The organism is Aquiflexum sp., from assembly GCF_041749095.1.
GTDB lineage: Bacteria > Bacteroidota > Bacteroidia > Cytophagales > Cyclobacteriaceae > Aquiflexum.
In genome coordinates, this window is sequence record NZ_JBGTCA010000499.1 from 1 (window position 1) to 23,070 (window position 23,070).

General features: G+C 40.4%; 20 protein-coding genes and 3 pseudogenes. 18 read left to right on the top strand and 5 right to left on the bottom strand.

Annotated elements, in window-relative coordinates; genetic code table 11:
- From ACEW8O_RS22720 to ACEW8O_RS22750, 7 genes and pseudogenes are all read left to right on the top strand, one after another.
- A pseudogene (locus ACEW8O_RS22720) lies at positions 1-517 on the top strand (hypothetical protein); the annotation flags it as partial.
- A complete protein-coding gene (locus tag ACEW8O_RS22725) occupies positions 514-1,734 on the top strand; it encodes a restriction endonuclease subunit S (RefSeq protein WP_373496922.1) in 1,221 nt (406 codons plus the stop codon). The pseudogene ACEW8O_RS22720 and the gene ACEW8O_RS22725, both read left to right, overlap by 4 nt.
- Before the next feature lie 278 nt (positions 1,735-2,012).
- A complete protein-coding gene (locus ACEW8O_RS22730) occupies positions 2,013-2,594 on the top strand; it encodes a four helix bundle suffix domain-containing protein (protein ID WP_373496923.1) in 582 nt (193 codons plus the stop codon).
- Positions 2,595-2,672: 78 nt separating this feature from the next.
- Positions 2,673-5,174 carry an EcoAI/FtnUII family type I restriction enzme subunit R gene (hsdR, locus tag ACEW8O_RS22735; RefSeq protein WP_373496924.1) on the top strand — a complete coding sequence of 834 codons (2,502 nt, stop codon included), beginning with the start codon at positions 2,673-2,675 and terminating at the stop codon, positions 5,172-5,174.
- 82 nt (positions 5,175-5,256) lie between these two features.
- Positions 5,257-5,454, top strand: coding sequence for an ORF6N domain-containing protein (locus ACEW8O_RS22740; RefSeq protein ID WP_373496954.1), 198 nt, complete (start codon positions 5,257-5,259; stop codon positions 5,452-5,454).
- A gap of 6 nt (positions 5,455-5,460) precedes the next feature.
- On the top strand, positions 5,461-5,628 hold the full coding sequence (locus ACEW8O_RS22745; RefSeq protein WP_373496925.1) for a hypothetical protein: 168 nt from the start codon (positions 5,461-5,463) through the stop codon (positions 5,626-5,628).
- 111 nt (positions 5,629-5,739) lie between these two features.
- The gene (locus tag ACEW8O_RS22750) at positions 5,740-7,188 is read left to right on the top strand and encodes an amidase (RefSeq protein WP_373496926.1); all 1,449 of its coding nucleotides are present in this window, start codon (positions 5,740-5,742) and stop codon (positions 7,186-7,188) included.
- A 43-nt stretch (positions 7,189-7,231) separates the two neighbouring features.
- Here ACEW8O_RS22750 and ACEW8O_RS22755 read toward each other — a convergent pair whose 3' ends face one another.
- The 4 genes from ACEW8O_RS22755 to ACEW8O_RS22770 form a co-directional block, all read right to left on the bottom strand.
- Positions 7,232-7,849, bottom strand: coding sequence for an NADPH-dependent F420 reductase (locus ACEW8O_RS22755; RefSeq protein WP_373496927.1), 618 nt, complete (start codon positions 7,847-7,849; stop codon positions 7,232-7,234).
- 264 nt (positions 7,850-8,113) lie between these two features.
- Positions 8,114-8,320, bottom strand: a complete 207-nt coding sequence (locus tag ACEW8O_RS22760; RefSeq protein ID WP_373496928.1) for a hypothetical protein — start codon at positions 8,318-8,320, stop codon at positions 8,114-8,116.
- 4 nt (positions 8,321-8,324) lie between these two features.
- The gene (locus ACEW8O_RS22765) at positions 8,325-9,260 is read right to left on the bottom strand and encodes a bestrophin family protein (protein ID WP_373496929.1); all 936 of its coding nucleotides are present in this window, start codon (positions 9,258-9,260) and stop codon (positions 8,325-8,327) included.
- A 9-nt stretch (positions 9,261-9,269) separates the two neighbouring features.
- On the bottom strand, positions 9,270-10,037 hold the full coding sequence (locus ACEW8O_RS22770) for a type 1 glutamine amidotransferase domain-containing protein (RefSeq protein WP_373496930.1): 768 nt from the start codon (positions 10,035-10,037) through the stop codon (positions 9,270-9,272).
- 117 nt (positions 10,038-10,154) lie between these two features.
- On the opposite strand from ACEW8O_RS22770, the gene ACEW8O_RS22775 reads away from it, so the two are divergent.
- From ACEW8O_RS22775 to ACEW8O_RS22805, 7 genes and pseudogenes are all read left to right on the top strand, one after another.
- Positions 10,155-10,496, top strand: a complete 342-nt coding sequence (locus ACEW8O_RS22775) for a winged helix-turn-helix transcriptional regulator (protein WP_373496931.1) — start codon at positions 10,155-10,157, stop codon at positions 10,494-10,496.
- A 52-nt stretch (positions 10,497-10,548) separates the two neighbouring features.
- Positions 10,549-11,343 carry an alpha/beta hydrolase gene (locus ACEW8O_RS22780; protein WP_373496932.1) on the top strand — a complete coding sequence of 265 codons (795 nt, stop codon included), beginning with the start codon at positions 10,549-10,551 and terminating at the stop codon, positions 11,341-11,343.
- Between the two features lie 134 nt (positions 11,344-11,477).
- A pseudogene (locus tag ACEW8O_RS22785) lies at positions 11,478-11,824 on the top strand (type II toxin-antitoxin system RelE/ParE family toxin).
- Entirely contained in the window at positions 11,808-12,113 is a 306-nt protein-coding gene (locus ACEW8O_RS22790; protein ID WP_373496933.1) for a helix-turn-helix domain-containing protein, read from the top strand. The pseudogene ACEW8O_RS22785 and the gene ACEW8O_RS22790 overlap by 17 nt, the downstream one beginning before the upstream one ends.
- Before the next feature lie 10 nt (positions 12,114-12,123).
- Positions 12,124-12,312: pseudogene (locus tag ACEW8O_RS22795) on the top strand (helix-turn-helix domain-containing protein); the annotation flags it as partial.
- A gap of 291 nt (positions 12,313-12,603) precedes the next feature.
- Positions 12,604-13,050 (top strand): response regulator, encoded by a 447-nt coding sequence (locus ACEW8O_RS22800; RefSeq protein WP_373496934.1) that lies wholly within the window; start codon positions 12,604-12,606, stop codon positions 13,048-13,050.
- 11 nt (positions 13,051-13,061) lie between these two features.
- Positions 13,062-16,217, top strand: a complete 3,156-nt coding sequence (locus tag ACEW8O_RS22805) for a PAS domain S-box protein (protein ID WP_373496935.1) — start codon at positions 13,062-13,064, stop codon at positions 16,215-16,217.
- 18 nt (positions 16,218-16,235) lie between these two features.
- Here ACEW8O_RS22805 and ACEW8O_RS22810 read toward each other — a convergent pair whose 3' ends face one another.
- Entirely contained in the window at positions 16,236-18,989 is a 2,754-nt protein-coding gene (locus ACEW8O_RS22810) for an outer membrane beta-barrel protein (RefSeq protein WP_373496936.1), read from the bottom strand.
- A gap of 289 nt (positions 18,990-19,278) precedes the next feature.
- Between ACEW8O_RS22810 and ACEW8O_RS22815 the strand changes: the two genes are divergently transcribed.
- The 4 genes from ACEW8O_RS22815 to ACEW8O_RS22830 all read left to right on the top strand — a co-directional run bounded on the left by ACEW8O_RS22815 (position 19,279) and on the right by ACEW8O_RS22830 (position 23,063).
- Positions 19,279-20,076, top strand: a complete 798-nt coding sequence (locus tag ACEW8O_RS22815) for an SGNH/GDSL hydrolase family protein (RefSeq protein WP_373496937.1) — start codon at positions 19,279-19,281, stop codon at positions 20,074-20,076.
- Positions 20,077-20,217: 141 nt separating this feature from the next.
- Complete coding sequence (locus tag ACEW8O_RS22820; protein ID WP_373496938.1) at positions 20,218-21,039, top strand: sialate O-acetylesterase; 822 nt, start codon at positions 20,218-20,220, stop codon at positions 21,037-21,039.
- On the top strand, positions 21,036-22,448 hold the full coding sequence (locus tag ACEW8O_RS22825; RefSeq protein ID WP_373496939.1) for an alpha-L-fucosidase: 1,413 nt from the start codon (positions 21,036-21,038) through the stop codon (positions 22,446-22,448). Before ACEW8O_RS22820 ends, ACEW8O_RS22825 begins: the two co-directional genes overlap by 4 nt.
- Before the next feature lie 12 nt (positions 22,449-22,460).
- Positions 22,461-23,063, top strand: coding sequence for a GDSL-type esterase/lipase family protein (locus ACEW8O_RS22830; protein WP_373496940.1), 603 nt, complete (start codon positions 22,461-22,463; stop codon positions 23,061-23,063).
- Positions 23,064-23,070: the final 7 nt, after the last annotated feature.

The window sequence follows — 23,070 nt, forward strand, 5'->3', positions numbered from 1 at the left end:
AAACAACCGTATGAACCGGTTGGAAGATAATTTGGAAAACCTTAAAAGCAAAGTTGACCGAATAGACCTGCAAATCAACACACATCTAATCCCCACCCAAGGCGTGTTTTTTGACGGCCAAATATTTGATGCATACGAGCTTGCTTCCAAAATCATCCGCTCTGCAAAACAAAGTATTGTGCTAATTGACAATTACATTGACGAAAATACCCTTACCCATCTAGCCAAAAAGGACAAAGGCGTAAAAGTGCATTTACTCAGCAAAACCCCTTCTACAGGCTCAGGACAGGCAAACAAAAAACTGCTATTAGATGTACAAAAAGCCAATGCCCAATATGGCAACTTTGAACTAAAAACCTTCAACCAAAGCCACGACCGTTTTTTGATTATTGATGGTAAAGAAGTGTATCATTTAGGTGCGTCGCTGAAAGACTTGGGAAAGAAGTGGTTTGCATTTTCAAAGTTGGAAACGAAGTCGGTGGAAGGAATTATGAACGAAATAAAGGGAATGATATGAGCTTTGATAAACTCACTTACCAGAAAGGCGATGCCCTGAGCCTGCCGAAGGGTTGGGAAATAAAGAAGTTGGGGGATGTATGCACTATAAAAGGGCGAATTGGATATAGGGGTTACACAAAACAGGATTTGGTTGAAAAAGGATATGGAGCAATTTCATTAAGTCCATCAAATATCCAAAACAACAAATTCAATTCAAATGAATGCACTTACATTTCATGGTTTAAGTATGAAGAGTCACCAGAAATAATGGTTTTTAATGGTGATATCTTATTTGTTAAAACCGGTTCAACTTTTGGCAAAGTAGCATTAGTAGAAGATTTACCGGCGCGAGCAACGATAAATCCACAATTTGTAGTTTTAAAAGAATTAAAATGCTCTAATAGGTTTTTGTATTATGCTCTGACAACTAACTCTTTTAAGAAGCAGGTGGATGGAATAATAGGTGGAGCAGCAACTCCAACATTATCTCAGACAAATTTAGCAGAACTTGAAGTACCAATCCCACCCCTCCCCGAACAACATAGCATAATTTTCATATTAGATGAAGCCTTTGCCGCCATAGCCAAGGCCAAAGCCAATGCCGAACAAAACCTCAAAAATGCCAAGGAACTTTTTGAAAGCTATTTGCAGGGGGTGTTTGAAAAGGGGGATTGGGAAACGAAAACGCTCAATCAAATTTCTGAAAACCTCGATAGTAAAAGAGTTCCAATTACCAAAAACATAAGAAAAAGCGGAGATATTCCATATTATGGAGCTTCAGGGATTGTAGATCATGTTGAAGACTACCTTTTTGATGAAGATTTGCTTTGTATTTCAGAAGATGGTGCAAATCTTTTAGCAAGAACTTATCCTATTGCTTTTTCAATTTCAGGAAAAGCTTGGGTAAACAATCATGCACATGTTTTGAAATTTCCAAATTTAACAACACAGAAATTTGTAGAAACCTATATCAATTCAATTAAGATTGATGATTTTGTAAGTGGAATGGCACAGCCTAAATTAAATCAAGCAATGTTGAATAGAATTCCAATTCCGTTTCCTCCCATTGCAGAACAACAAACCATCGTCCGTCGATTAGATGCCCTGCGATCCGAAACACAAAAGTTGGAAGTCCTCTACCAAAAGAAACTGGATGATTTGGAAGAGCTGAAAAAATCAATCCTACAAAAAGCATTTGCGGGGGAGTTGAAAACTGAAAAGGAGGTGGTGGTATGAGAAGGCATCCCTTTGAACTTTTTCTCTACAAAAATGCAGCATTGTGGTTTCTTCATTCCCTAAACGGGCAGGACCCTGTCCCGATCAATCAGATACGTGATAAAATTCATTCACCGGAATTTCTTACATTTAACTTAAACAATAGGAACATCTCTTGCACGGTTTTGCCCATGCCGCTGAATAGAGGAAAAAAAGGCGAAACGATTGCTTACAAATTGGGAATTTATAAAGAGAGAATCCGATAATCGAAAATGCAATCAGGGAAGTCATCATAAAAAATGAGCGATCAGGATAAAAATACCGAAGGCTTTATCCCCTCCCATGGAGGTTACCGCAATCTGTTCAGTTATCAGAAAGCAGAAATCATCTATGATGGCACCGTGTATTTCACCAATCGCTTTTTTCATAAATATGACCGCACCGTAGGTCAAATGGTCCAAGCCGCCCGCAGTGGCAAGCAGAATATCGCAGAGGGCAGTATGGCTTCTGCCACTTCCAAGGAAATGGAAATCAAGCTCACCAATGTAGCCCGGGCAAGTCTGGAAGAACTGCAGATTGACTATGAGGACTTTCTGAGAACCAGGAAGCTGCCCATTTGGGAAAAGAATCATCGCCTAGTGGCCCGCATTCGTGAGTTGAACAAGAGTATCCCCACTCCAACCTACGATACCTTCAAAAAAGCCATCGAGCACGAGGACCCCGAGATCTGTGCTAATGCCATGATCACCCTAATCAAAATCTGCACCTATCTGCTTAAGCAGCAGATAAAGCAATTGGAGATTGCTTTTATAAAAGAGGGGGGATTGAGAGAAAGAATGACGAGGGCTAGAATTGAGGAGAGGAAAAAGAAGAAGCCTTGAATATAATGGGATATTTGGGACCCGTGGGACGGGGTTCCACGAGTTTCACGAGTCCCACATAACAATAAAAAATAATAAATGAACGAATCAGAAACCCGGGCAGAACTTATAGACCCCAAGCTAAAAGCTTGTGGGTGGGGTGTTGTGGAAGGCTCTAAGGTCCTTCGGGAATACAATATTACCGCAGGTAAGATTCAGACCGGTGGGGGAAGGGGCAGAAGAGAAATTGCTGATTATGTGTTGGTTTATAAAGGCATCAAGTTGGCGATCATAGAAGCCAAAAGTGAAGTTCAGGAAGTAGGGGCAGGGGTCATGCAAGCCAAAAAATATGCGGAGAAGCTACAATTAGAAACCACCTACTGCAGTAACGGAAAAAGCATTTACCAAATCTGCATGAAAACAGGGGTTGAGGGTTTGGTAACCGATTACCTCAGCCCCGAACAGCTTTGGGACAAGACCTTTCCGGCATCAAGCCCTAAAGACGACTCGTATACTGTACCTGCCGAAGTATGGAGAGAGAAATTTGCACATGTACCCTTTGAAGATAAAAGCGGCACTTGGCAACTGCGCTACTATCAGGAAATAGCCGTTAAAAATACCTTGGAGGCATTGGCTAAGGGGCAAGACCGCATTTTGCTTACCCTCGCCACAGGAACAGGAAAAACGGCCATTGCTTTTCAGATTGCCTGGAAATTGTTTCAGACCCGTTGGACAGTCCAACATGCCAACAGGCCCCATGAGTCGGCAAGACGACCGAGGATTTTGTTTTTAGCGGATAGAAATATCTTAGCAGACCAAGCCTACAATTCCTTTTCGTCATTTCCCGAAGATGCTTTGTTGCGGATCAAACCCAACGAGATCAAAAAAAGCGGAAAAGTGCCGACCAATGGCAGCATTTTCTTTACCATTTTTCAAACCTTTATGTCAAGCTCCGGGACAGAAAAGGAAAATGATATCATCGAAAATAATGAGTTCCTAGTGGCTGCCGAGCCCCTTGGAGAATACCATACTTCCAATTATAATTTTGGACAATACCCAAAAGATTTTTTTGATTTTATCATCATTGATGAGTGTCACCGTGGGGGCGCAAATGACGAAAGCAATTGGCGGGGCATTCTGGAATATTTTAGTCCCGCAGTGCAATTGGGCCTGACCGCCACACCCAAGCGAAAAGATAATGTGGACACTTACCGCTACTTTGGCGAACCTGTCTATATCTATTCGCTGAAGGAAGGTATCAATGATGGTTTCCTCACGCCTTTCAAAGTAAAAAGCATCAAAACCACTTTGGACGATTACCGCTATACTTCGGACGACACGATTGTGGAAGGAGAAATTGAAGCAGGCAAACTCTATGAAGAAAAGGACTTTAACCGAACGATTGAGATTGTTGAACGAGAGGCAAAAAGAGTGAACATCTTTTTGGAAGAGGCAAACCAAAAGGAAAAGACAATTATTTTTTGTGCCAATCAAGCACATGCAGCTTTGATAAGAGATTTGGTCAATCAATATGCGAAAAGTAAAGATCCATTCTATTGTGTTCGGGTAACTGCCAATGACGGAGAAGAAGGGGAAAGATTGTTGAGAGAATTTCAGGACAACGAAAAAACAATCCCCACCATTCTGACCACTTCGCAGAAACTCTCCACAGGAGTAGATGCCAGGAATATCCGCAACATTGTCTTGCTCCGTCCGGTCAACTCCATGATTGAGTTTAAACAAATCGTAGGGCGTGGAACGAGGTTATTTGACGGCAAGGAGTTTTTTACCATCTACGACTTTGTAGATGCCTACAAGCATTTTTCAGACCCTGAATGGGATGGAGAACCTTTGGAAGAAGAGCCTTGCAAAAAGTGTGGTCAAAATCCCTGTGAATGCGAATATGTCCCGCCCCAACCTTGCACCGTATGCGGTCAAAGGCCATGCATCTGCGAAAAAGAACCACTACCACCTTGTGAGAAATGTGGAGAGCGGCCTTGTGTCTGCAAAAAGAAAATAAAAGTCAAACTGAAAAAGGGTAAGGAACGGGAAATACAACATATGATTTCCACTTCTTTTTGGAGCGCAGACGGCAAACCCATTTCGGCAGAAGAATTTTTGAGCAATCTTTTTGGCGAGTTGCCCAGACTTTTCAAGGATGAAGAAGAATTAAGGAAACTTTGGAGCAATCCAATTACAAGAAAAACTTTGTTGGAGAATTTGGATACAGCTGGTTATCCCAAAGATGATTTATTGACTTTGCAAAAGTTGGTCGATATGGAGAAAAGCGATCTGTACGATGTATTGGAATATGTATTCAATGGCGACTATATTGCCATGACCCGGGAAGCCCGTGCCAAGGCAGCTGAAGCAACGATTTTTGCCCTGCTCAATGACAAACAAAAAGAGTTTATCACTTTCGTATTGAGCAAATACATTGAAACCGGAGTGGACGAACTCGATCAGGACAAACTCCCCATCCTGCTGACCAACAAGTATCAATCCTTGGAAGATGCCAAAGAAATTTTGGGAGACGTAGCGAATATCAGCAGGCTGTTTATCGAATTTCAAGAACACCTTTACAATCAGAAAGCAGCGTAATACCAAGACAATAAGTCAATGGTTTACATAGACGAATAGACAGAACATCAGTATCCTATCCCAAAAACATATTGAAAACCGGATTTTTACTTTTCGTGGTTTTCAGGTGATGATAGACCGTGATTTAGCAGAAAAATATCAGGAAGAAATCCGGGTATTGAATGAGGGTGTAAAAAGAATTCAAAATGAAAACTTGATATCATATTTTGTGATATCAAGGGCATGGTGGCAAAAACAGAGCAACTGTCAAGTATTCCTTGACCTTTCAAAAAATATATAACTGTACATGAAAAACGAAATCATCTTATATAGGCCCGATGAACTTGCTGAACATATTGAGGTGAGGGTGGATGAGGATAATGAAACGCTTTGGCTTACCCAAGAGCAAATTGCTCAACTTTTTGTAAGAGAAAGAAGTGTCATAACCAAACATCTCAAAAACATCCTCAAGTAACAGGAATTAGACGAAATTGTGGTTAGTGCATTTTTTGCATATACCACTCATCACGGAGCCATTGAGGGAAAAATCCAAACAAAGAATGTGAAATTCTCTAAATTAAAGCCTATGGAAAGTATAATTTTTAAGTCGGCCATTGAAATTTTATCATTGATACACAGTGGTAAAGTCAGTTCAAAGGAAGTTTTACAGGCTTTCTTGGAACAAATAGAGAAGTATCAGCCTAAAATTAATGCGATTACTGACTTAAAAGACAGGGAGGTATTGCTACTGGAAGCGGAGCAAAAAGATCTTATGTTGAAAAATGGCGAATTGATGGGTCCGCTGCATGGGCTTCCAATGACTGTCAAAGATGCTTTTAATGTTAAAGGGTTGATTAGTTCCTTGGGAATTCCTTCCCTTCGAAAGAATGTAGCAAAGGAAGATGCTGTACTCGTTCAAAAGTTGAGAAATTCAGGAGCGATCATCATAGGAAAAACAAACCTTCCTTTGTTTTCTATTGATTGGCAAACCACAAATACCTGGTTTGGCCAAACAAACAATCCGTATAATACAGAATATGTTGCAGGAGGTAGTTCAGGAGGATCGGCTGCAGCCTTAGCAATGGGTTTTACGCCTTTAGAATTAGGCTCTGATGCAGGAGGTTCTATACGGGTGCCCGCTCATTTTTGTGGTGTTTGTGGTATTAGGCCGACAGAACAGACGCTTTCCAATCGGGGCCAGTTTCTTGCTCCCGGAAAGCCGCAGGGACAAAGACAGATTACAGTGGCCGGTCCGATGGCAAGGACAGTTGACGACTTGTTACTCGCCATGTCTGTCCTGACACATCAACCGGAAATTTCAGAAATTTACCCTGTTGATTTCAATCGAAGCAGTTGGGATAAATCTCCATTAAAGATCGCCTATTCAAGGACTATGTATGGATTGGAAGTTCAGGATGATTATCAGGATTTGATATCCAACTTCCTTACCAAAATCAAGTCGGCCGGTCATTCCATAAAGGAAGATCAACCGGATTATGATGCAGATTTGGCATATAGAATCAATGGCAGGTTTATGGGGTTTGAAGTTTCATCTGGCTCTCCCATGCCTCCTTTTATTACAAGCATTTTCATGTTCTTGTTTTTACTTATTAAATACCGGGACATCCATTGGGCACGGAGTACTTATAGAGGTATCCGCATGTCTCCCAATATGCATTTGAAAACGACTGAGGCAAAGGAAAAAATTGGGGATCAGTTTATTGATTTTTTTAATAATTATGATCTTTGGATAACTCCTGTAGCATCCATTACCGCTTTTAAACATCAAAAAGCAGGAAAGCCATTTTTAGTCAACGGCAAAAAAGTGGCCTATGCTGATGCCTTAGGCCGATTTAATTTTGATACTTCCATAGGGGGCCATCCAGTGGTAGTTATTCCTATCGGTATTGCAAAAAATGGTTTACCGGCAGGAATATCTCTTCACGGGCGTAAATGGGAAGACAAAAAGCTATTAGAAATCGCAAAAGAATTTCAGGAACAATTTACAAATGGCTTTATAATTCCGGAGATGTAGTTTTTGATTTCATTTTTTCCGGCCCTATTTGCCAAACCAACCTCTATCTCTTCAGCAACTTAAACCCAATCTCCCTTCCCTGTCCCTGAAACATGGCCAAGTTGATCCAGAACCAGGCAAACTGCTCCATCAGTTCAAATTTATCATTTCCTCCTATAGGGTAGCACTCCGCAAATCCGGCATCTTTGGCCAATTGGATAGCAGCGGATTTACCCTTTTCACTGTCACCGGCTACAAATAGGTCAATGGCCTTTTCCCCATAAACTGGGTTTACCATGTTGTTAAATCCGGTCGTATTGAAGCATTTGACTACATCCTTGGTTTGGGTATTTGCCAAAATGGCTTCTGAGGTCGTTTTGAACCCTTGCGGTCCTCTGCCCATGATGATATTCATGGCATCTATGATGATTTTTCCCGAGGTACCCCCAAGACTTTTGGCGACTTCTACGGCCACAGTGGCAGGAGTAGCGATAAGGATAACCTCCGAAAGGGCAACTGCTTCCATTACCGGATAAACTTTCGTGTTGGGATTGTCCAGCAGTTCTCGGCCTTTATATACTGCTGTGTCCTGCACGCCAAGATTAATTTCATGTCCGGCTTTCGCCCATTTGGCAGCGAGTGCCCCACCGACATTACCGGTTCCGATGATTGCTATTTTCATAATTGTATTGTTTTTAGTATAAAATTTTTAATTGTATCACGTCCTGAATATACTAGACACTTTTTTATTGTTTTTTTTTGTTTCACCCCTCATCTTTCATCTAAAGAGATTGCCACGTCGCACGAAGGACTGTTCAAAATATCAAAGTTTCCCAAGTGCTCCTCGCAATGACGCACTACCTGTCACGTCCTGAAATTACTTGACACTTTTTGATTGTTTTTATATCGTCCGTGCCTAAGGCACTTTAGGATCCAATTCTAATCATTAATCCCGGCAATAAATTACCGGGCTATAATTTCGGTCATGCCTACGGCATTTTTCTACCTTGTCCTTTATCCCCCGAAATACTTCGAGACAGGCTTTTATCCCTTCTCCTTCATGATTTACTTCTGACTTCGGACTTCCCTGCCTATCGGAAAGGTAAGAGTACGGTTTGTAATTGAATTCCAGGTTACTTGAAGAAAGCGCCATTTTTTCAATCCAAGTATCCTGAAACTGGAACCAGATTGTCAGGAATGGATTTTTCTCCCAGCATTTCTCTCAAATCCCGCTCTATCCCAATACAAAGTGATGTAAGCGGAACATCCGTGATCCTGTTTTCGAAAGGATCCTCATTAACTTCTCCGACTTTGGCCAATATGGCGAAAACAAAGGAAATGATCAATGAAACAGGAATCATCATATAACCAATCTCCAACCTGCTGAAATCCCCAATCAAAGAAAAGGGGAGGAGCAGCATGAATGCGTACAGAAACAGCCTGGTGAAAAAATCATATTGCCTGAGCAAAGGCGTGTTTTTGATCCGCTCACAGCCTCCCTGATAATTGGCCAGGGCCAGTAACTGCCCTTCCATCTGAAAGGAATCAAAACCTCCCAAAGTACCATTGGACATAGCCTCATATATTTTTTTTCCCATCTGAAGTTGGAGGTAATTGGGTTTATTTTGGCTCTGTAGCAATACTTGGTAATCTTCAGAACTGAGCAAGGGTTTTAATTCTTCCCAGTTTTCCTGTTTTCTCAGGTTAAGCCTCAGTGCATGTACCCAGGCGATACAGGCATAAACCAACTGCTTTTTAAAGGATTCACTTCTTTCCCGGTCATAATTGGCCTGATGGGAGTGGCTGTCCGCAAAGGTGATTACCAAGCGGGCCAAAACCCGACTGGAATTGACAATTCCTCCCCAGAGTGTTCTTGCCTCCCACCAGCGTCCATAGGAACTGTTGTTCCGGAAGGCAATGAAAATGGCCAGAGCACTTCCGAGAATGGCAGAAATAGAGAAGGGTAAGGCTACTGCACTGATTCGATAATTATAGAGTACCCAAACAAGTAATGAAATCAATAAGGAAAAGATGAATTCCTTTTGGACGAATTGAAAAACCTTGATTGGGTTAAAATTTCTTTTGACAATCATAAATTTTTCTTAAGAGTCATTCAGCATTTCCACAACCATCTCCGCTGCCGCAGCTCCTGAATTTTGTTGCTGACCTGTGATCAGATTACCGTCTTTGATGGCGTAGGAAGCAAAGGGGGGAGCTACTTTGAAGTGTGTGTCCGAAATCTTTTTGGCTTCATCCTCTATCCGGTAAGGTTGGAGTTTCATGCCTACTGCCTGATCGACTAACTCCTCTTCCGCATCAGCTAAACCCGTCCAGGTATTTCCATTTATCAAAAGCTCCCCATTGGATTTTTTTGCTTCCAGAAGTAGGGTAGTGGAGTGGCAAACAGCCGCACTGGGCTTGCCCGCTTCATAAAATGCAACAAAAAGTTTTTCCAGGTCTTTGTTGCCCCGAAATGTGAACATCGGTCCTTGACCTCCCACCAGAAAGATAGCTGCAAAATCTGAAGGATTGACTTCAGTTAGTTTTTTGGTGTTTTCGAGCATGGTATTGAACTCCGGCTTTTGCAGGTAGCCTAGGGAAATTACATCATGGGCAGAATAGCCGCTTGGGTCGGTTGGATTGGAGTAGCCGTCCATTTCCAGTTTTCCCCCTTCAGTGGATACCAGTTCCACTTCATAACCTGCTTCCTGAAATACCCTAAGCGGGTGGGTCAGTTCTGCAGCCCAGAATCCAATCGGCCAGCCTGTTTGTTTGGATACAGCAGGGGAACTGGCAACCATCAAAATTTTACCTTTTGCCGGTGCACCGTGGAAGTGCACGTAACTTTGTTTTTCCTGTACTTGATTCATGATTGAAGTATTTTTATTGTATGGAAACAAAGTTTGATTTTTATATTACCTTTAACAATATACTTACTAAAGTAAACGATATGCACCTTATGGTAAGAAATGGAAAATTGACAGATTATGCCTGATTTCTTATTTAACAAAAAACTGTATTACAACCCTGTCGAGTTTGCCATGGATAGGATAGGAGGGACCTGGAAAATGCCGATACTCTGGAGGCTGAAAGAAAAGGTGATGCGATATGGTGAACTCAAAAAAGATATTCCGCACATTACCCATAAGATGCTGACCAGTCAGTTGAGGGAGTTGGAAAAGGAAGGGTTTATTACCAGAAAGGTTTATCCTGTGGTACCGCCAAAGGTGGAATATACCATTACTGAAAGGGGGCTGAGTGCCATTCCCATCATAGATGCCATAAGGAATTATGGCCTGACTTTGATGGAAGAATTTGGAGTTGGTTAAAATTTACCCCGACACTGGATTTGCGTTACTTGACAAGAAATTATTTAAAAAAATGGTAGGAAAACTTCTGTACTTCATATTAGTAATTGTAGGGATATACATTATTGTATGCGTTGCTTTTTACTACTTTCAGGAAAAACTGATTTTTTTTCCTGAAACCTTGGAAAAAAACCACCAATTCGATTTTGGGCAAAAATTTGAAGAGCGGAATTTCGAAACAGCGGATGGGAAATTATTGAATGGGCTTTTATTTAAGGCTGATAGTACAAAGGGTCTGATTTTTTATCTACATGGCAATGCAGGATCAATAAACGGTTGGGGGTATGTAGCAGAAGCTTATACTGAATTGGATTATGATGTTTTTATTCTTGACTATAGAGGTTATGGAAAGAGTGAAGGAAAAATAACAAGCCAAAAACAATTGTTTGATGACAATCAAATGGTTTATGATAACCTTAAGAAGGAATACAATGAACAGGATATCATCATATTAGGCTATTCCATTGGAACAGGAATGGCCTCATACCTTGCTTCAGAGAATACTCCTAAGCGATTGATTTTACAGGCACCTTATTACAGCCTGACTGATCTTGCGGGCCAATTGTTCCCCTTTCTTCCGACCTTTATTTTAAGGTATAAATTTGCCAATAATGAATATCTAGAAAACTGCACTGTTACCATTTTTCATGGAAATCAAGATGAGGTTATCCCTTATGAATCTTCGTTGAGGCTCAAAGAAGAATTTAAATCCAAGATACACTTGATTATCCTTGATGGGGTGGGGCATAATGGAATGACTGAAAGCAAAGAATATAAAAGGGAATTAAAAAGTATCTTGAGTGAATAAAGCCACTTCAAATCCGGGATAAGGTGCTAATATGAAGTTATGTTTGATTATCAGAACCCTATCAATATGACATTTTGCATAAAATAAATTAACTTTTATGTTTCACTATAGGGAAACTTTTGTAATTTCGTACTGTGGATAAAATTCAGAAACATAGAAATATAACGTTTTACAAGAACTACTTTCAAGACTTTTTTTCTAAACAAAGTAAAAAAGTAAAGGCAAAAATAGTTTGGACTTTTGACTTGATTGAAGACTTACAAAGAGTTCCGGAAACTTATCTAAAACACCTCGAGAACACGGACGGACTTTATGAAATTCGTGTTCAACTAGGAAGCAACATTTTTAGAATTTTCTGTTTTTTTGACCAAGGACAATTGGTTGTTTGGCGAACGGTTTTCAAAAGAAAACACAAAAGACACCCAAGAGAGAAATAGAAAAGGCACTTAAAATAAAAGCGGAATATGAAAGCGAAAAATAAAAATTTAACGACTCTTGAAGAGTTTAAAGAAAAGAACTATGGCAAACGTGGGACTAAGGAGCGTGACGAACTTGAAGCAGGTTATGAAGCATTCAAAATCGGGGCTTTGATTCACGACACTCGTGTTGAAATGGGAATGACACAGGAACAACTTGCAGAAAAAGTTGGAACAACAAAATCCTACATTTCAAAAATTGAGAACAATATTAAAGAAGCTCGAATTTCAACACTCCAAAAAATCATAGAACTTGGTTTCGGCGGAAAACTAGAATTAAATATAAAAATTTAAGTTGTTACTTGCCCGAAAGCAAAGGAACTTGACCCAAGAACAACTAGGAGAACTTGTTGGAGGGAAAAAATCCCAAATTTCCAAAATAGAGAATAGCGCTACTGATGCGAGATTTTCGACAATTTTAAAAGTGTTTAAAGTATTAGGAGCAAAAGTAAAATTTGACGTAGAACTGAACGACCAGAAACTCGCTTACTGATTAATTCCGAACATACTGCAATTAGTCCACTCGGGAAAAAAACTGAATCGGTCGCAAAATGCGACCGGTTCGAAACGCTGAAACATACTTCGAATAATCACTTCTTTTTTACTGAACACAGAGAAGTGGTGAAAGCCAAAACTAAGAACTGAATAATACTACGGAACAAATACATTTTTTTAGGGGGAAGATTTTTTTTTGAAATTATAAGGGATAGATTTAGATGATTTAAAACCGCTGACTTATTCAATTTTCAAGTTATCCATTCATATTTAATTTTATAATTGTCAAATGAATTTAACTCCGCTCCACTTTTTCCTGGCTGATGATGATACAGATGATTGCTTTTTTTTTAAAGAAGCAATTGATGAAATACCTGAATCCATTAATCTAACGACGGTATTTGACGGAGTTCAACTCATGCAGCTGATTTCTGCAGAAGAAACACCATTACCCGATGCTCTTTTCCTTGACCTTAATATGCCCCTCAAAAGCGGAATTGAGTGTTTAACTGAAATAAGGTCAATTGATAAATTTGAGGGTCTTCCGATATTTATTTACTCCACCTCTCTAAATGAGGAAGTAGTTGATCTGCTTTATGAAAAAGGAGCCTCTTATTATATTTGTAAACCAAGGGAATTTGGTGAAATAAAAAATATCCTATCAAAGGCAGTGGCGCTCCTAACACAAAATAAATCAACACGCCCTGATCGAAAAGAATTTATACTTGAAACATAAATTGTTCTGATATGAGTCCTGAAAATTGCGACTATTATTTCCTTAGAGCCGAAGGTGAAATGGGAGAATTAACAAGGGCAAAAGATTGGAGTAAAACATCTATAGGCCACCCATCTGGGTGGCCGGCAAGTTTACGCACCACAGTTGGTATCCTGCTGAATTCCAAATCCCCCATGTTCCTGTGGTGGTCTGATGAATTAATCTGTTTTTATAATGATGCCTACCGCCCGAGTTTAGAGATAGACGGCAAGCACCCGTCCATACTGGGCATGCCCTTCAAAGAAGCATGGCCGGAAATATGGGAAACCATAGGACCACTCATCGATAAAGTGATGAATAATGGGGAATCCTTAATGTTTGACGATTATTTGGTACCTATTTACCGGAACGGAAGGATTGAAGATGCGTACTGGACTTTCTGTTATAACCCAGTTCACAATGATTCCGGCAAAGTGGGGGGTGTGCTTGTTACCGTTTCAGAAACAACGGAAAAAGTGATAACAGCACTGAAAATCGAAGAAATCGATCAGCGTTTTCGCAATACAATGAAACAGGCCCCGGTAGGCATCACCATTTTAAGGGGGCCTCAGTACATTGTGGAAATGGCAAATGATGCATACCTGCAATTGGTAGATAAGGCAGAAACTGAATTCACAAATAAACCATTGTTTGAGAGCTTACCCGAGATAGAGGAAACCGTACACGCTCTATTGGATAATGTATTAACCACCGGAGTCCCCTATAGAGGAATTGAACTCCCTATACCGACAAACCGATATGGTGTAAAGGATGTATGTTATTTCGATTTTATCTATTATCCACTGAAAGAAGATGGTACCATTACCGGTGTGATAGTAGTTGTGACAGAGGTTACCGATAAAGTTGAAACCAGAAAAAAAATAGAAGAAAGCAAAAGGCTCTATGAGACAATAGCCCAAAACACTCCCGACCTTATTTATGCATTTGACCTCAACTACCGGTTCACATATGCAAATGAGGCACTGTTGAAAATGTGGGGATGTAGCAGGGAGGATGCCATCGGAAAAGGCTTCCTCGAATTGGGATATGAACCCTGGCATGCCGAAATGCATGAGCGGGAAATTGACCAGGTGATTGCCACAAAAAAGCCCATCCGAGGGGAAGTTTCATTTCCACATGCCGAATTGGGGATTCGCATTTACGATTACATTTTTGCCCCGGTAATTAACAAAAAAGGGGAGGTGGAAGCAATAACCGGCACCGGTCGTGATAATTCTGATATTAAAAAGGCCGAGAATGAATTGAAAAAGAGCGAAGAACAATTCAGTACCCTGGCAGATAATATGGAAAATCTTGCCTGGCTCGCAGATGGGGAAGGTTGGATATACTGGTATAATAAAAGATGGTTAGAATACACTGGGCTTACAATGGAAGAAATGCAGGGATGGGGCTGGCAAAAAGTACATCACCCGGATCATGTGGAACGGGTATTGGAAGTGGCAAAGAAGGTATGGCATGTCAAGGAAACATTTGAACTCACTTTTCCCCTGCGCAGACACGATGGTGAGTACAGGTGGTTTCTTACACGGGGATATCCCGTCACCGATGAAGAAGGAAAAATAGTCAGATGGATAGGTACAAATACAGATATTACCGAACAAAAAAAGGCCGAAGAACAATTCAAAGTACTGGCGGATCAGGCACCAATGTGGGTATGGCTTACAGATAAAGAAGTCAATGTTTTATATACTAATCCCGAAGTGCTGAGGTATTTTGGGATTGCCCATTATACAGAATTTACAGGGTATATTTGGGAACAAAATGTACATCCGGATGATATTCCGTTGGTGTACAGGTTTTTTGGCGAAGCAGCATCCCTTCAACAGTCCTTTTCATTTGAAATCCGGGTACTAAATCCAGATAATCAGCAATATGAATGGTTTTTCGTCAAAGCTGTGCCCCGATTGGAAGAAGGTGAATTTACCGGATTTATTGGTACAGGAATAAATATCAATGAGCAAAAAAATTTCACCAGAGAGTTAGAGGATAAAGTGTTATTAAGAACAGCTGAGTTAAAAGCAAGCGAAGAGAAGTTTTACAAACTATTTAACCTTTCACCTATATGCAAATCATTGACCGATGCTATTACGGGGAAAATAGTAATGGTCAATGATACGTTCACACAAATATTTGGATATAGCCGTGAGGAAACATTCAATAAAACCACAGCTGAAGTGGGAAAACTTGACATATTGCAACCTGATTTTTTATTCAATGAATTAAAGGTCCATGGGAAAATCAACAACTTGGAAATAGAATTTACCAAAAAATCAGGTGAAAAGTTTTTTGCTTTAACGTCAGTAGATATTATCACCTTGGATGATAAGGAATATTTTCTTGGTGCTTACATTGATATCAGTGGCAGGAAGTGGGCAGAAAAAGTTTTGGAACAAAAAAATATTGAACTTGAAAGGATGAACAAAGAGTTACAGTCATTCGCCTACATATCCAGTCACGATCTGCAAGAACCTTTAAGAAAAATCCAAACTTTTGCCTCACGGATTTTAGAAAAAGAAGAAGGGAATTTATCTGACTATGGCAAAGATATATTTAACCGAATGCAGAATGCTGCAAAAAGAATGCAAACCCTTATCCAGGATTTACTAGCTTACTCAGGCACCAATAAAACTGAGAGCAAGTTTGAAACCACCGACCTAAATAAAATAATTGCTGAAATAAAAGAAGATTTTAAGGAGGAACTGAAGGAAAAACTTGCCACTATCGAAACCATCCAATTAGGCAATGCATATATAATTCCTTTTCAGTTTCGACAACTCATGCATAATCTGATTGGCAATTCATTAAAGTTTTCCAATCCCAAAATTCCACCACACATAAAAATCAAAAGTGAAATAGCTTACGGTATAAACTTTAATATTGAGCATCTCTCTCCTCAGGGAAAATATTGCCATATCTCAATTTCCGACAACGGCATTGGGTTTGACCAACAATACAGTGAAAAAATATTTGAAGTATTCCAACGCCTGCATCCAAAAAATGAATACATCGGAACAGGCATAGGACTTTCCATTGTTAAAAAAATTGTTGAGAATCACCATGGCATAATCACTGCGAAAGGAGAAGTAAATAATGGTGCAACCTTCGATATTTATATTCCTGCAACATAACAATTCTTGGTTTAAACATCAGTTTGTTTCCGAATACATTTCAGAATAATCCTTCTCATCCATTCCCTTGGAGAACCTTCGCAAATTGTAGGTGAAGCTCAACATGACATATTGTTGGAGTACATTGGACTGTGTATCCTCTATAAATGTTTCGGTGATATTTCTTCTGACATTGGCATTCTGACCCAAAAGGTCATATACCATCAAGCTGACTTCACCCCTTTGGTTATTAAAGACTTTTTTGCCGACACTCATATTGACCAAGGTAAAATTGGCGTCAAAACCTGCGGCCAGTCCATTGTTGATCTGATGGTTGAGGTCCAGTCTGTAAATAATTCCTTCCCAAACAATCCAATTGAAATTCACCCTGAATCTCTGTTGGAAAAAGTCATTGCTGAGATTGGGGTTCAGGGTATTGTTTACCTGATTGAAAGAAGATCTTGACCCTACATTGAAATCCACCTGATCACTGATATTGCTGCTTAAGGAAAATCCAGTACTCAAACGGGTGGAATTATTAAACCCGATTGTTTCATTGACCTGTCCTGGTCTTTGGGTATATCCAAGACCTGCATTGACATTGAAGTTGGACTTGATAAAGCCGAGTGGCATGCCGTAACTGAACCACGAGCGGAAATCCTGGAAACCGTCCAAGTTTACCGGTTTGTTCAGTTGCGAGCCTCTTTCCAAAATAATCCCATCCTGTATCTCAGTCGCTTCATCGGCTATCAGGACAGAGTTGGAAATAAAATCATCTACAAATCTTGATTGGGCAAAAATAAACCAGTTTCTGTCAGCATCAGGATTGTTGCTCCTGAAGCGAAGTCTAAGTTGATTGGTGAATGATTGGTCAAGTCCAGGATTACCTGTCCTCAACTGAATGGGATTGGTGTTGTCCACTACGCTCTGCAGTTGCCCCACACTCGGTTCGTTGGTATAAGTGTCGTAATCCAATTGGATATTGGTATTTTGAGAAAATTTATATTCCATCCTTACAGTTGGCAGTACATTGGTGAATTTCCTGTTCAACATTTCAGGTGAAGGAAACTCCTGCAAATTGTCCAGATTGGCATCCTGATATTCCACTTCAGCCTGAACTTTATATTTGTCAGTAATGTATTGATAGCCCAATTCTGCACTTTGGGTCAAATAATTGCTGACGAACACATTGCTCAATGCGGTGTCAAGAAGAAAAACACCATCATCAATGTCCCTGTTTTCCACATTGAATAGCAACCTGTCAGAGTCATTTTTACGGTTACCGATTTGATATTCCGCTTCCATCTGACCTTTTTCACCTAAGGGTTCGGTATAAGAAACCCTTGTTTGCCAGGAAGTACCTGTTCTTTCGCGGGTGATCCTTTGGTCAAGGTTTTCTGTCCTTTGCCCATTTTCTTCAAAAAAAGTGTTTTCAGCATTCCGGTCAGATTCATCCAAATTCCAGCCATTGGTGAATGTGGTTCTTAACGTAACGGTTCTTCCCGGTTTGTTAAATTTATGGCTGTACAGAAATCTGTTGAATAGGTCATAGTCCTGGTATTTTCCTGTTTTAAGATTTTCGACAGTATTTATCGGATTCAATCCATCATCTGTCTGCCCAAAAAAGCCTGAGTTTTCTGTTTCAAATCTTGCAGAAAATCTGGGAGTATATAAAAACCGGTTTTTTTCATTGGGATTGTATTCCAACCTTAAATTTGCCTGATGCTGATTGTTGACCCTGACATCAGTACTTCTTTGGGCATAAAACTGATTGGATTCATCGGAGGTGATAAATTCCCTGAAACGGTCTACTATACCAATGTTTTCACGGTTGGAATATACATAGCTGCCTGCAATCTTGATTTTTTCTGTCCAAGTATCTGAGTAATTCAATCCCAGGATATTGGTCGTAATGATCCCTTCCTGTGGATTGGCATTATCCTGTGCATTTGGATCACTGGAATAGTTGAGGACATTGACATTGTTGGTCAGTCCTGTAATGGTGAACCTTTTATCCTCATCAAAAATATTGACACTTGCCCCGCCAAGGTACCTGACATCCGTTCCATACCCTGCGGTAGCCTTACCAAACTGTCCTTTACGTCTGTTTGCTTTGGTAATGATGTTGATGGTTTTCAGTCTTTCCCCATCATCAAATCCACTCAACTGGGCTTTTTCACTTTTTTGGTCAAATATCTCAATGCTTTGGATCATTTCGGCAGGAATGTTCTGCAAGGCCGTCCTCACGTCAGTTCCAAAGAAAGGTTTCCCATCCACCAGAATCTGGGCAACATTTTCTCCCTGTGCCTGAATGATGCCGTTTTCGGTACTGACACCCGGCAGCTTTTCGATAAGTACCTGCGCACTGGCATCCTTCATGGTTTTGAAAGCATCCGCATTGAACGCTGTGGTATCTCCTCTTTGGGTACCTGTGGACCGCCTGGCTTCTATGACCACTTCATGGAGGTCTGTGGCTTCTTCCCTTACTGACAGAATTCCCAAATCAACATTTGAATTCAGTTCAATTTCTTTGGTAAACTCCCGGTATCCCATAAACTGAACTTTAACCAAATATGACCCTCTTCTGACGTCCGTAATTTCAAAGTGGCCATCAATATCGGAAACCGTTCCTCCAACCTGGGTGGAATCATTAGAACTTAGCAAAAGAATATTGACGAAGGGTAGAGGCTCTTGCCTGTCGGTTTCTTTGACGACCCCTTTGACAGTAAAATTCTGGGCAGCAGTGAGTTGGATTATTGATATTGAAAAAAGGAAAGTTAATAGGTACTTCATTTCGCAGACTTGAGATAAATAAATTTAAACCCGGGGTTTTTTGTGTAATTGGGTAATCAAACAATTTCAAAATAAATGTCAATTATTCATCTTTGGCGTCTTTATTTGCTGAGTGGTTTTATAATTAAAGGAACAGGGGATATCATCATGTAGTAATTGCCTGATTTTTTAATTGCAAAAATTTCTTAGGTTTAGGGGAGATGTAAGAGGGTATTGCGCGCGCTTATGTAGATGAAACCTTGAAAAATTTAAAATTAGAGTAACTGAGTTCATATCAAATATATAATGCATGAAACAGATAACATTTATATTAATCGCATTGATTGGTTTTCAAATTCAAAGTTTTTCCCAATCATACAAAATCCCCGATGGCGTTAAAAAAATTGTTTTTTTGGGCAACAGCATTACTTATGGGGGCCAATATGTTTCCTATATAGAAGCGTATCTTACTGTTAAATATCCTGAAGATCAAATTGAAATTATTAATGTTGGTCTGCCAAGTGAAACAGTGTCCGGACTATCAGAACCCGGACATGCCGGCGGAAATTTTCCCCGTCCTGATTTACATGAAAGACTGGAGAGAGTCCTGGACCAAATCAAACCTGATTTGATATTTGCTTGCTATGGCATGAACGATGGTATCTATAAGCCATTTGATGATGAACGTTTTAACAAATTCAGAGAAGGAATTATCCGGTTACATGAACAGGTAGTAAATAGGGGTGTCTCCATTATTCATGTGACTCCACCAATCTATGATGGAAAGGTGGAAGCTTATGCCAACGTTCTCGATATTTACTCTGATTGGTTAATTAGCTTACGTTATACATCCAATTGGAAGGTAATAGATATTCACTGGCCTATGAGAAAATATCTTGAAGATAAGCGTGAGGCAAATTCTTCCTTTATATATGCAGAAGATGGCATTCACCCAAACGAAACGGGACATTATCTTATGGCAAAACAAATACTTTTGCCGCTTGGAGAAAAAGAACTTGCCAAAGCTAACAATATGAAAGAAGCTTTGGCTGCCTATCATCATGGAGATATGATTCTTCAACTTGTCGATAAGCGTCAAAAATCATAAAAGACGCATGGCTAACCCAAACAGGACACAAAAGACCGGGAATGAATATAGGACTGCCTATAAAAGAGGCGGAAAAAAAAGCCGAAGAAATTGAAAAACAAATTCTGACTCTTCTCAAAAACTTTTAATAATATATCGGATATGAAAATTTTAAACATTGTCTTAATATTTATATTATTTCCCTTAAGTCTTGCAGCCCAAGAAACCTTAGATCTTTTCATCTGGGCCGGTCAATCAAACGCTCAGGGATATACAGGTGATGCAACCGGATATCCGGAAGATGGTGAGGGGCACGATAAAGACATCCTTTTGAATTACACTGTATTTGGGAAAGAAAGCTCAAATGGGAATTGGATATCCATGCAGCCCCAAAAAGGACGGTATCCTGCCGGACACTTTGGCCCGGAAGTGAGTTTTGCCCGGGAGTTGAAGAAAGCAGGTTATAATCCTGCTATCTTTAAATATACCCTTGGAGGGACTGGACTTGCAAGGGATTGGAAAGCGCCCGGAAAAGGGGGAATATATGATTCAATGGTCGTGAATCTGAGACCTTCCATTCAGAAATTAAAAGAAATCGGGTATAGTGTCAACATCCGGGGTTTTATTTGGATACAGGGCGAGACAGATGCCGGGGATGAAAAATCAGCGAACGATTATGAGCATAATTTAAGAACACTGCTCAACCATTTACGATCCGAGGTGCTGCAAACCGAGGGACTGAAGGTGATTTTGGGAGTAGATGAGCAGCATTATTTCGTCCTAGAGCGGCCCAGCGTCATTGAAGCACAGAAAAAAATCGCAAAGGACGACAAAAATATTAGTTACACGTCTATGTTATACCTTCCAAAAGCGGATACCACCCATTTGACACCCGCAGGGTTGGTCCTTCATGGACAAAGGATTTTTCAAGGGTTCAAGCTGTTAGAAATGCAAGTTTCTAACTTAGAAAATAAGATAAAATGAGAAAAGGGTTACAGCTTACGTTGCTATTGATAATTGTAATTCTGAGGTACGCCATGGCTCAGAATGAAATAAATATTCCTACTCCGACGCAGGCCCAGTTGGATTGGCAAAATGCAGAACTTGTGGCGGTATTCCATTACGATCTTCATGTCTTTGATGGAAAGCCCTACAACCAGGCAAAAAACAGGATCACCCCAATTCCAGATTACAACATCTTTAACCCTACCAACCTGGATACGGATCAATGGGTCAAAGCCGCCAAGGATGCCGGATTTAAAATTGCGATCTTGACGGCCACCCACGAAACAGGTTTTGCCCTCTATCAGAGCAAGGTGAATCCGTACAGTTTAAAAGCACTGGATTGGCGTGATGGTAAGGGGGATATTGTGGCTGATTTTGTCAAATCCTGCCGCAAATACGGTATTGCTCCAGGTATTTACATAGGTATCCGTTGGAATTCATTTTATGGGGTTCATGATTTTATGGTACAGGGAGATAATGAATTTGCCAAAAACAGGCAAGCACATTACAATAAAATGTGCGAGGAGATGGTGCGCGAGCTTTGTTCCAATTATGGAGACCTGGCAATTGTATGGTTTGATGGGGGTGCACATGGCCCCGAAAAGGGAGGTGCGGATGTGCTGTCAATTTTTGAAAAGTATCAACCCAATGGCATTTTCTACCATAATACCCAACGTGCCGACATCCGCTGGGGAGGAAGTGAAAGCGGAACGGTCCCTTATCCGAGTTGGGGTACATTTCCCTTTCCCTATTCGCATTCTACCAATCAGCAAGTCGTTCTCAAAAACAATTTTCAATTGCTTAAGGAGGGCGATCCAAACGGTAACTATTTCATGCCGGCCATGAGTGACGCTCCTTTGCGGGGATATAATGGAGGGCACGAGTGGTTTTGGGAGCCGGATAATGAGAAATATATTTTTCCATTGGAGCATCTTATGAACATGTATTACAATAGTGTCGGGCACAATACCACGCTGATTATGGGGCTGACACCAGACGCCGAAGGCTTGCTGCCCCAACCTGATGTCCAGCGCTTAAAGGAATTGGGCGATGAAATCAAGAGACGGTTTAGTACTCCTTTGGCAGAAACTTCCGGAAAAGGCAAAAAGCTCACCCTTAAATTAAAAGAAAGATCCCAAATTAATCACATCGTTTTGCAGGAAGATATTGCCAAAGGAGAAAGGGTCAGGGAATTTGTTTTGGAGGGAAAAACCAAAAATGGATGGCAAACCCTGTTTGAAGGATCAAGTATCGGACACAAGTTTATCCATAAGTTTGATGAGGTGGAGGTGGATGCTGTAAAGCTTAGAATCTCTGAATCAAAAGGGGAGCCTCAAATCAAAAACTTTAGCGTTTATAATGTTGAGCAAAAATCATCAAGTAAATAGTAGATTAGACCTATGAAACGAATAGAAAAATACTGCACTTCCATAGTTTTTTGCACCTCGTTATTGATGGTACTTTTTGCTGTTTCGGGTTTAACCTTTAAGGAAAAAATAAAAGTGGCCTGTGTCGGGGATAGCATTACTTACGGGGCGCGACTTGATGATCGAGACAAAGATTCTTATCCGGCACAATTGCAACTACTTTTGGGAGAAAAATATTCCGTGCAAAATTTTGGAGTAGGAAGTTTAACCCTTATTAGAAAAGGCATACCTACCGTATGGAATGAGCTACCCAAAATCAAGGGAGCAAATCCTGATATTATCATCATTAGTCTTGGTACAAACGATACCTGTGGCTTTGGATCCTGTGGTGACAGAAAGTGCTGGGAGTACAGAGATGAATATGAAAACGATTACCGCGACCTTATCGATGAATTATCAGCATTGCCATCAAATCCACAAATCTTTATAGCTGCACCTACACCCATGGTTTTGGAAACTCCGGGCCTCGATAGTGAACGCGTAGCCGGTCTGACTGTCCGTAAGCCGAGACTTCAAGAATTAATTGGTATGATAAAAGGGTTGCAAGTGAGAAGAACGTACATTTTATTGACCTGAATGAACC